At 63.2% G+C, this 10,080-nt stretch carries 9 protein-coding genes; 4 read left to right on the top strand and 5 right to left on the bottom strand.

Annotated features, from left to right (window positions below):
• The coding region (locus VMI09_10040; protein HTQ25027.1) for a hypothetical protein at window positions 1-249 on the bottom strand (249 nt) is incomplete at its 3' end.
• Window positions 250-440: 191 nt separating this feature from the next.
• Here VMI09_10040 and VMI09_10035 point away from each other — a divergent pair.
• From VMI09_10035 to VMI09_10025, 3 genes are all read left to right on the top strand, one after another.
• The gene (locus VMI09_10035; GenBank protein HTQ25026.1) at window positions 441-2,495 is read left to right on the top strand and encodes a hydantoinase/oxoprolinase family protein; all 2,055 of its coding nucleotides are present in this window, start codon (window positions 441-443) and stop codon (window positions 2,493-2,495) included.
• Window positions 2,496-2,550: 55 nt separating this feature from the next.
• A complete protein-coding gene (locus tag VMI09_10030; GenBank protein HTQ25025.1) occupies window positions 2,551-4,434 on the top strand; it encodes a hydantoinase B/oxoprolinase family protein in 1,884 nt (627 codons plus the stop codon).
• Window positions 4,435-4,496: 62 nt separating this feature from the next.
• The gene (locus VMI09_10025) at window positions 4,497-4,904 is read left to right on the top strand and encodes a RidA family protein (protein HTQ25024.1); all 408 of its coding nucleotides are present in this window, start codon (window positions 4,497-4,499) and stop codon (window positions 4,902-4,904) included.
• A gap of 16 nt (window positions 4,905-4,920) precedes the next feature.
• Here VMI09_10025 and VMI09_10020 read toward each other — a convergent pair whose 3' ends face one another.
• The 4 genes from VMI09_10020 to VMI09_10005 all read right to left on the bottom strand — a co-directional run bounded on the left by VMI09_10020 (window position 4,921) and on the right by VMI09_10005 (window position 9,239).
• On the bottom strand, window positions 4,921-6,357 hold the full coding sequence (locus VMI09_10020; GenBank protein ID HTQ25023.1) for a glutamine synthetase family protein: 1,437 nt from the start codon (window positions 6,355-6,357) through the stop codon (window positions 4,921-4,923).
• A 14-nt stretch (window positions 6,358-6,371) separates the two neighbouring features.
• The gene (locus VMI09_10015) at window positions 6,372-7,691 is read right to left on the bottom strand and encodes a Rieske 2Fe-2S domain-containing protein (GenBank protein HTQ25022.1); all 1,320 of its coding nucleotides are present in this window, start codon (window positions 7,689-7,691) and stop codon (window positions 6,372-6,374) included.
• A gap of 84 nt (window positions 7,692-7,775) precedes the next feature.
• A complete protein-coding gene (locus tag VMI09_10010) occupies window positions 7,776-8,576 on the bottom strand; it encodes a pseudouridine synthase (protein ID HTQ25021.1) in 801 nt (266 codons plus the stop codon).
• A gap of 18 nt (window positions 8,577-8,594) precedes the next feature.
• On the bottom strand, window positions 8,595-9,239 hold the full coding sequence (locus VMI09_10005) for a 7-cyano-7-deazaguanine synthase (protein HTQ25020.1): 645 nt from the start codon (window positions 9,237-9,239) through the stop codon (window positions 8,595-8,597).
• Window positions 9,240-9,305: 66 nt separating this feature from the next.
• Here VMI09_10005 and VMI09_10000 point away from each other — a divergent pair, with 66 nt between their 5' ends.
• The gene (locus tag VMI09_10000) at window positions 9,306-10,070 is read left to right on the top strand and encodes a methyltransferase domain-containing protein (GenBank protein ID HTQ25019.1); all 765 of its coding nucleotides are present in this window, start codon (window positions 9,306-9,308) and stop codon (window positions 10,068-10,070) included.
• Window positions 10,071-10,080 lie beyond the last annotated feature (10 nt).

Below are 10,080 nucleotides of genomic sequence, written 5' to 3'. Positions count from 1 at the left end.
GTCGAACTCGAAGTCGGCGGCCATCGCGTCGTCGCCGAAGGTGTCGCCGCTTAGCCCCAGATGCACGTGTGGATCGAACAGGCCCGGCATCACGATCTTGCCCCGCAGATCGATTTCGCGCCGGGCGCTGCCGAGCGTCTCGTCGGCGCCGACCCCCACTATCCGCTCGCCCGCGATCGCGAGACCGCCGCGAATTGCCCCGCCCGGTGTGACTATCAACCCGTTCTTGAGAAGCAGGTCATTGTTCATAGGAGGCTCCGGCCATAAGACGCTCCATTTCGCCATGAATCTCTCGCCGCCATCCCGGTGTCAAGCGGATAACCGTGGCATTTTGCGCCGTTCGCGGGTAAGGATCGGTGCGGTTTCCGGCGAGCGGTCCAACCCGCCAGGGGTTGCCCGCGTAGCGGCGGCCCAGCCGTGGCGCCGCCCTGGAGGTCTCGATGGCATACAGACTCGGCGTCGATGTTGGCGGGACGTTCACGGATCTGCTGCTCATCAACGAGAGCACGGGTGAAACCTTTCGCGCCAAGGTGCCGACGACTCCCGCCAACCAGGCCGAAGCCGTGCTGGACGGAATCGCGCGCGTATGCGCATCCGCCGGAATCGAACTGTCTGCGCTCGGCGAGCTGATGCACGGCACGACAGTGGCCACCAACGCAGTGCTCGAGGGCAAGGGCGCGCGCGTTGGGCTGGTCACGACTGAAGGCTATCGCCAGATTCTGCAGGTGGCGCGCTCTTACGTGCCGGGAGGGCTCGCGGGATGGATCATCTGGCCCAAGCCCGAGCCGCTCGCGGCGCTCGATGACACAGTTGAGGTTCGCGAGCGTGTCGGCGCGCGCGGCGAGATCGTGCGCGAGCTGGACGAGGCGGGCGCGCGCGAGGCGCTCAAGTATCTCAAGCGGCGCGGGGTCGAGGCGATTACCGTGTCGCTGATAAACGCGTACGCGAATTCGGCGCACGAGCGGCGCCTCGGCGAGATCGCCCGCGAGGAAGCGCCCGAGATTCCGCTCTCGCGCTCGAGCGAGATCCTGCCCGAAATGCGCGAGTACGAACGCACGATTACCACGGTCGCCAACTCATACGTGCGGCCGACGGTCGCGCACTATCTCTCGAGTCTCAGGAGCGAGCTCAAATCGCGCGGCGTCGGCGCGCTGCTGAAACTCTTGCGCTCCGATGGCGGATTGATGTCTTTCGAGGCGGCCGAGCAAGCGCCGGTGAGCATGCTGCTCAGTGGACCGGCGGGCGGCGTTGCGGGGGCGCTTTGGGTCGCGAGACAGGCCGGCTTCGACAACGTGCTTACGCTCGACATGGGCGGCACCTCGACCGACGTATGCCTCGTGGAACGCGGCGAGCCCCGCGTGCGGCGCGAAACCATGGTTGGCGACGTCGCGGTGCGTGTCTCTTCGCTTGACGTTCGCTCAGTGGGCGCCGGCGGCGGGTCTATCGCCAAGGTGCCCGAGCTGACGCGCGCCCTGCGGGTCGGGCCGGAGAGCGCGGGAGCGGAGCCCGGCCCGGCCGCTTACGGCCGCGGTGGCGCCCAGCCCACGGTTACCGACGCCAATGTGGTGCTCGGCTATCTTCCGCTCGATCTGCTCGGCGGTGCAATGAAGCTCGATCGCAAGGCGGCGCAAAACGCGGTCGAAAAGATCGCATCCGCGCTCGGAATCGGACTTTTGGAAGCGGCGGCCGGAATAATCGACGTCGTCAACGAACACATGTTCGGCGCGCTGCGCCTGGTCTCGGTCGAGCAGGGCTACGATCCGCGCGGTTTCGCGCTGGTGGCCTTCGGTGGCGCCGGCCCCCTTCACGCCAACGCGCTCGGCGCTTTGCTCGGATGCTGGCCGGTGATCATACCGCCGAGCCCGGGCGTGCTCTGCGCGTATGGCGACGCGACGACACGCCTTCGCAACGAAGCCGCGTGCACCTATATCCGGCGCTTCTCGGCCACTTCCGGAACCGACGTTGCGGAGACTCTCGCCGCGCTGGGCGAAAGCGCCGGCGCGGCGCTCGACGCGGAGGGGCTGCCGCCTTCGGCCCGCTCAACCGTCTACCAGGCGGACGTGCGTTATCACGGCCAGGGCTTCGAGGTGCCGGTCGCGATCGACCTCGAGAGCCTGCGCCAGGACGGCGGCCTCGAGACGGTGCGCCGCGCCTTCGACGAAATTCATCGCCGGCTCTTCACCTTCAATCTCGACGTCGAGCACGAGTTTGTTAACCTCCGCGCGATCGTGCAGGAGCAAAGCCGCGAGCTGAAGCCCGCCCGTCTGGCCGAGGGCGGCCCCAACCCCGACACCGCGCTCAAGGGCGAAACTTCGATCCGGGCGCAGGGACGCGCGCGCAAAGCCAGGCTCTACGATCGCGCGAAACTGCACGCGCGCAACGTGATCGAGGGGCCGGCGATTGTCGCCGAGATGGACAGCACCACGCTTGTCCTGCCGGACCATCGCGGCGAGGTGGATAGTTTCGGAAATATCCTGATTCGGCCCCGGCAGTAGAATTGCGCCGGAGCATTTCGCGCTTATCGGGGTTCAGCAGGAGGAAGCAGCCAACATGGCAAAGACGCGAATCATCGAGCACAACCACGAGCCGTTTCGTGCGATCGAGGTTGACACGATAACTCTGGACATCATCGAGAGCGCGTTGCGCAACGTGCGCTACGAGATGGATGCCGTGCTGTTCCGCACCGCGATGTCTCCCGGAATCCGTGAGCAGCACGACGAGTTTCCGATGATAGCGGAGCGCAAGGGCCGCATGGTGGTCGGCCAGTTCGGCTCGTTCATCGGCGGCTTTCTCGACGCCTATGACGGCACCGTCGAGGAAGGCGACATCTTTCTCACTTCAGATCCGTACAAATGCGACGGCGCGATTAGTCACTCCGCCGATTGGCTGGTACTGCTGCCGATTTACTGTCGCGACGGAAGGCTGGTCGGATGGGCGGCGATGCTCGGGCACATGTCCGACGTCGGTGGCAAGGTGCCGGGAAGCCTGCCCACCGACGCGACCAGCATCTTCGAGGAGGGGATGCTCGCGCCGCCGATCAAAATCTATCGCGGCGGCGCGCTCCAGGATGATCTGATTGCACTGGTCCTGAACCACGTCAGGATGCCGCACTGGAACAGGAGCGACCTGAATGCGATCGTCGCTGCCTGCCGCACCGCGGAGCGCCGCGTGGTCGAGATGTGCGACCGCTTCGGCGTCGATCTGTTCGTCTCGGCGATGGAAGCCTCGCTTGAGAGAAACCGGCGCGCGATGGCTGCACTGATCAAGCGCTCGATTCCCGAAGACGAGATGGTGTTCGAGGACTACGTCTGCGACGACGGCCGCGGCCACGGCCCCTATAAATTGCGCTGTTCGATGAAGCGCGTAGGCGAGCGGGTCAAGCTCGACTGGAGCGGAACCGACCCGCAATCCGACGGCTCGATAAACTTCTATCTCAACGAGAACATGTTCCGGATGTTCTTCGGCATCTACATGATAATGGTTTTCGACCCGCAGATTCTCTACAACGACGGCTTCTATGACCTGGTCGACGTGCATATCCCCGAAGGCTCGCTGTTAAAGCCGCGCTTCCCGGCCGCGCTGTCGTGCCGCACGCACGCGCTCGGCCGCATCTTCGACGTGCTTGGCGGCCTCCTCGGCCAGCGGCAGCCGGAGTTTCTGTGCGCCGCCGGCTTCTCTTCGTCACCGCACCTGATGTACTCGGGGTTCGACGCGCGCGGCGAATGGTATCAGCTCTATCAAATCGGCTTCGGCGGAATTCCCGGGCGGCCGGTCGGCGACGGCCCCGACGGGCACTCGATGTGGCCGTCGTTCACCAATGTGCCAAACGAATTTCTCGAGGCGTACTTTCCGCTGCGCATCGAACGCTACGAGACGGTGGCCGACAGCGGCGGCCCCGGCTTTCATCGCGGCGGCAACGGGATCGAGGTCGTCTACCGCTTTCTCGAGCCGGGCGAGATCTCAATCCACGACGATCGCTGGCTCACCTACCCATGGGGAGTGAACGGCGGCCTCCCGGGCGCGCGCGGCCGCAAATTTATCGTTCGCGCGGGCGGCGCAAGGGAAGTGCTCAGCTCGAAGTGCGACCACGTGAAGGTGAATGCGGGCGACCTGTTGCACTACATCACCTGGGGCGGAGGGGGATGGGGCGATCCGCTGAAGCGCGATCCCGCGCTGGTGGCCGCTGAGACCTGCCGCGGATTGATCACTGCCGGCGGCGCGCGGCGCTATGGAGTCGTGTTGGGGGCGGATCTGACCATAGATGAACCGGCTACGCGCAGGTTGCGCGAGACGATGGCGGCCGAGCGGGGCGCGCCGCGGCTCTTCGATTTCGGTCCGCCGGTCGAGGAACTCAAACGCAACTGCGAGCGTGAAACCGGATTGCCGCCGCCTGCGTGGCCGCATTTTGCGCGCGTGGCTGAACCGGTGCGATGAACCGCCGGTTCCTGCAATTGGCGAGGGCTCGGACAACCTGCAAAGGGAACGAGGTGGCAGACATGACGATAAGATATAGTAATCCGTCGGGTCTGGCGAAGCCGCTCGGAGCGTATAGTCACATCTCCCGGGCGCGCGCGTCCGAAATAGTATTCATAGCCGGCCAGCTCGCGGTCAACGAAGCCGGAGACCTGATCGGCAAAGGCGATTTCGCGGCTCAGATGCGCCAGGTGTTCGAGAATCTGAAACGGGCGCTCGAAAGTGAAGGACTGAACTTCGCCAGCGTGACCAGGTTTACCACCTATCTCGTGCACTCGCAGGATATCGAAGCGTTCATGGCGGTTCGCAAGGAGCTTTTTGCCCGGATCTATCCGGGCGGCCAGTACCCGCCCAACACTTTGCTTATGGTCGATCGACTGGTCGGCGAGCAGTTTCTGATCGAAGTGGAAACGATCGCGGTCGCCGCGTGAAACGTTGACGGCGCGCTCAGAAAATCTCGAAGTACTCGCGCTGCTCCCATTCAGTGACTTCCAGTTCGAAACGCGCGATCTCGGCTTCCTTGATCAGCGAATAGTAATCGACGAACGTGCTGCCCAGGCCCGCGCGCAGGCAAGTATCTTTGCGGAGCGCTGCGATGGCTTCGCCGAGCGAGTGCGGCAGCCGTGGCGCCGCCGCTTCATAGGGCGTGTCGCTCGGCGGTCCCGGATCGAGTTGGCGCTCAATCCCGTCGAGTCCCGAGAAAATCTGCGAGGCCATGTATAGGTACGGATTCGCGGCCGGCTCGCCCACGCGATTCTCCAGCCGTGTTGCCGAATCGCCGGGCCCGCCCAGCACGCGGACCATCACGTTGCGATGGTCGTGGCCCCAAACCGCGCGGTCGGGAGCGAGCGGATGCCGCCCATAACGTCGGTAGCCGTTGATGGTCGGCGTCGCCAAGGCGGCTGCGCCCTGCGCATGTTCGAGCAATCCGGCCAGATACTGCTGCGCCAACGGCGACAGCACGGCGCCGGCAGCCGGGACGAAAGCGCTGTCGCCGGTGCGTTTGTCGCGCAACGATTGATGCAGATGCCAACCGCTCGAGAAAACGTTCGGAATTCGCGGCCGGCACATGAAGCTCGCAAGATAGCCGTGGCGGCGACAGACCTGCTTGATTGCGCTGCGCGCCAGCATCATCATATCGGCCGGCTCGAGTCCGTGGCGCGGCTGGAACGTGAACTCGCACTGGCTCGGTCCGTATTCGACTTCCAGCGTGCGCAGAGGAAGGCCCAGGCCCATGATGTTCCGGCGCAGAATTTCGAGCGCCGGATCGAGCTGATCGTAACGCAGCTCGGTCAGATGCTGATAGCCCTGGGTGAGGAGACTCACTTCGGGCGGCGGCCCCGGCTGGCCCGCATCGTCAAGCTGAAGCCGCGGGTTTTCGAGCTTGAAGATGTGAAACTCGATCTCGAGCCCCGCCACGAAATCGAAACCGGCCTCGCTCAGCCGCTCCAGCGCGCGCCGGTACAGATAACGCGTGGAAACCGGAACCGGCTCGCCGCCGGTGAAGTATAGGTCGCAGAGGAGCCATCCGGTGCCGGCGACCCACGGCAGGATATGGAAGGTTGCCGGATCGGGAACGATCACCACGTCGGCCGCCGCCTCCATGTCGCGTTTGGTGAAACCGGCTCCGCTCAGCGAGAGGACGGCCGGCACCGTGCGATGCGCGGTGTCCTTGGCCAGCAGCGTCATCGGGAATGTGCTCCCCTCGCGCATCATCCGCGGCAGTTCGTTGGCCACCACGGTCTTGCCGCGCAGGACTCCGTGCTGGTCGGCGAAGGACAAGCGTACGAGGTCGAGTTTGTGCGATTGGACCAGTTTCTCGACCTCGTTCGCGGCCCTTGACCGATCGTCGGTCCACAAGCCATGACGTTCGACGAAACTCATCGCGCGTTGTTGGGTCATTCCAAAGGATGCGCTGCGGCCCAGGCGGAATCTCTCCGGCGTCTGGTGTCGAATTCGCGCCAATAGGCCTCGAACCCGTCGCACGGCGCGATTCCGTCGAGCGTGATCGGGCCTCGGATCCGCCGCGCAGCGGCCTCGTCCAGGACCATCAGCGGCCGCTTACCGGCCGCCACATCTTCGATCCCTTCGATAAGAATCCGCCGATAGACCGCGATAGCCTTGTCAGACGCGCCGAGATGCTCCTGGGTGCGGTCCTGGATCGGACCCTGCGATTCGACCGCCCACTGGTCATGCACGTTAATGTCGTCGCCCATGCCGGTGTACGTTCGCTGCTTCTGTTCCGCAGCGTTGAACCCGTAGTCGTTCGCGGCGTTGAGCCGCGGTTTGTACTCCGGGAGCGTATAGAGCTCGAGGCGATGGCGGCGCATCGCTTGCTTGTCAACCGGCGCGCCGAAACTGGTGAAAATAGCATACCAGTAGTTATTTACGTCGTCGATGGGCACCTGCCACTGCGTAACGGTCATCTCGGGGCTGAGCGGCACCACAAATGCGTTCGGAAATAGCAAGTTCGTGACGCGGATGTGAGTGCGAGAATCATCGACCGCGCGCAGAGTTATGAGTCTAAAGCCATAGTCCGTGCGCTGAGTATCGATATGCGGGCGCGGATGCTCGCGCATAATCCTGGTCATCGCCACGGCCGAGTCCGCCGTCGTGCTGCGAAACTGAATTCCATAGTTGCCCGCCGGACTATGGTCTTCGAAGAAGCGGTGCAGGAACGAAGCATGAGCCGGATCGATGCCGACTTCGAGCGCTTGCAGCCAATTGCACGCGACGTGTCCTTTGAATGCGAAGGTGTACGCCTCAGGCGCGATAAAACAATCAAAGTGGGGAAAAGCCGGCGGTTCGCCCGGCCCCATGTAGGCAAAGACGATGCCGTTGCGTTCACGGACCGGATAGGACTTGTGCCGGATTTTGGTGTGGAGCGTGCTGCCCTCGGGCTCGGCTGGGGTCTCGAGGCAGTTTCCCCCCACGTCGAAGAGCCAGCCGTGAAACGAGCAGCGCAGTCCTCCGTCTTCGAGCCGCCCGAACGCGAGGTCGGCGCCGCGATGCGGGCAAGCACGATCGACCAGTCCATAGCGCCCCGATTCGTCGCGAAATAGCACGAGCTTCTCGCCAAGCAATTGGATCGCTTTGACCGGACGCTCGGCCGGCAGCTCTTCGACCAGCGCGGCAGGCTGCCAGTAAAACCGCATCAGCTTGCCGGCGGGAGTCGCGGGCCCGGTGCGAGTAATCAGCTCGTTGCGTTGTGCAATCATCAAGGCGGCACGACCTGCCAGGTGTGCGAACCCTAATTCAGGTTGCCCACAATCGATTCGACTTTAGCAAGCGCGATACTAAATTTACAAACCAGCTTTCCGACCGGACCTTAAAGACCGGCTGTGAGGATCGGCGACGCATTGGCCTCTATCGGAGTTCGTCGCGCGAAAATATCCGGGTACCAGTATCGGAAGCATCCGGAGCGGCGCTTCTTCAACCGCGCCTTGCGCCAGCTTTCTGAGCTCGAACGGGCCGTAGCCGGTCCGAATGAGGCGCGTCACCTGCAATCCCAAGTGCGCGAGCAGCTTTTTGATCTCGCGGTTTTTTCCTTCGCGCAGCGTCATGGTTATCCAGAAATTGCCGCCTTGACGTCTGTCGAGCGTGGTTTCGATCGGACGGTAACGAACTCCATCGACGGTGACGCCTCGCGCGAGCGTGGAAATCGACGCCTGATCGAAGTTGCCGTGAACCCGGACTCGATAGGTCCTGGCAATTGACTGCGCCGGATGTTCGAGATAGCGCGCCAGTTCGCCGTCATTGGTCAGGAGCAAAAGCCCCTCGGTGTTGATGTCGAGCCGTCCGACCGAGATTACTCGGGGCAGGGTTTTAGGCAGGGCGGCGAAGACGGTCGGCCGTCCTTGCGGGTCGTGCGCGGTGGTCACGAGTCCGGCGGGCTTGTGATAGCGCCAGATTCTCGATTGTTGGAGGGCTGCGATCGGCTTACCGTCCACCAAGAGGAGGTCGTCCGCACCAACCAGCATCGCGGGATGAGTCACGAGAATGCCGTTGACCGCGACGCGACGCGACGCGATCAGCCGTTCACACTCGCGGCGCGACGCGACGCCGGCGCGGGCCAGGAACTTGGCGATCCTCTCCTTGTCCACCGGCGCGGCGTTCTGCGGCTAGGCGTACTCGGTAAGGTCCCGCACCCCGGCCTTTTTGAAAGCGCTCTGACGCTCCTCGCACTTGTTGCATCGCCCGCAGTGTTTCAACCCCCGCGGAGCCATGCAGGTGAGCGTCGCCTCAAGCGGCAGGTGCCGGAACTGCCTGATAAGCTCCCATTTGGCGAGATTACGGAAATCGGCCTTCACCTCGATTGGATGATCCAGCCCGAGGCTCAGCGCGGATGCGAAATCATTGAAGAACTTCGGCGAGGCGTCGGGGAACGGGTTTCCGCCGAGAGATCCGATCGCGATTCGCGATACGTTGTGTGTGCTGCACCAGATCGCGGCGAGGCCGAGCAGCAGGATGTTTCTGCCGGGGAGATACACCGCGCTATCCGATTCTTCCGCCCCAGGGACGCTATCGCCCGAGATGCTCCAATGGGCGCCGTACATCGCTGCGACTGACACCGACAGCGTCGTCACGGGCTGCACGTGCGGGTTGTTCAATGCTCGCAGGAAGCGTTCGAGCGCGCGGCGTTCCATCTCCTCCCACGCCAGTCCGCATTGCACGTAGATGGGATAGACTTCGGAGGTTTTGGCTTCTTCCGCGAGCAGCGCGCAGCTATCCAGGCCGCCGCTCGACAAGACCGCGATTCTCTCCAAGCTGTTTCTCCTCACCGATAAGTCGGTCTAATATAGCGCGGATCAACCGCAATTCGAGGGACCCGCATGGGAACGGCGCAGAATGCCTGGTACGTGAACTTCTTTGGCGACGACTACCTTAACATCTATCGCCATACATTCACCGCAGAGCGTGCGGAAAAAGAGGTTGCGTTCGCCGCGCAAAAACTGGGCTTGAGCCCGGACGCCCGGGTGCTCGATCTCTGCTGCGGTCCCGGCCGTCACAGTGTACTGCTTGCTCAGCGCGGATACAGGGTAACCGGCCTCGATCTGAGCCAGGCTTATCTCGATCTCGCTCGACGCACGGCCGCCGACCATCAGACTGCAATAGATACCGTGCTGGCGGATATGCGCGAGATACCGTTCGATAACCATTTCGACGCCGTAATCAATATGTATTCGTCGTTCGGCTACCTCGAGTCCGAGGCCGAAGATCTGAAGGTTCTCGGATCGATCTCACGATCTCTCAGACGGGGAGGTCAGCTTCTCCTGGACATGTTGAACCGCGAATGGGCGGTTGCGAATTACATTCAGAACGACTGGCATGCGGAGCCCGACGGCACGCTATATGTCGAGCATCGCGCGCTCGACCTTGAATCGAGCCGGATGCGTGTGCGGTTTGTGATCGTGGGTCCGGACGGCAGTCGTCACGATTCGCCGGGACACGATATCCGCCTCTACACGCTCACGGAAATGCTCAGGCTGCTGGAGCGCGCCGGGTTCGCAAGCGTCGGAGTACATGGTGGCTTCGACGGCGAGAAATACGGGATTGAAACTCGCCGCATGATACTCTGCGCCCGAAAGAAAGCTTAGCCCGTTCGGT

Source organism: Candidatus Binataceae bacterium (genome assembly GCA_035500095.1).
Lineage (GTDB): Bacteria > Desulfobacterota > Binatia > Binatales > Binataceae > JAKAVN01.
This window is presented reverse-complemented; position numbering and strand designations above follow the sequence as displayed.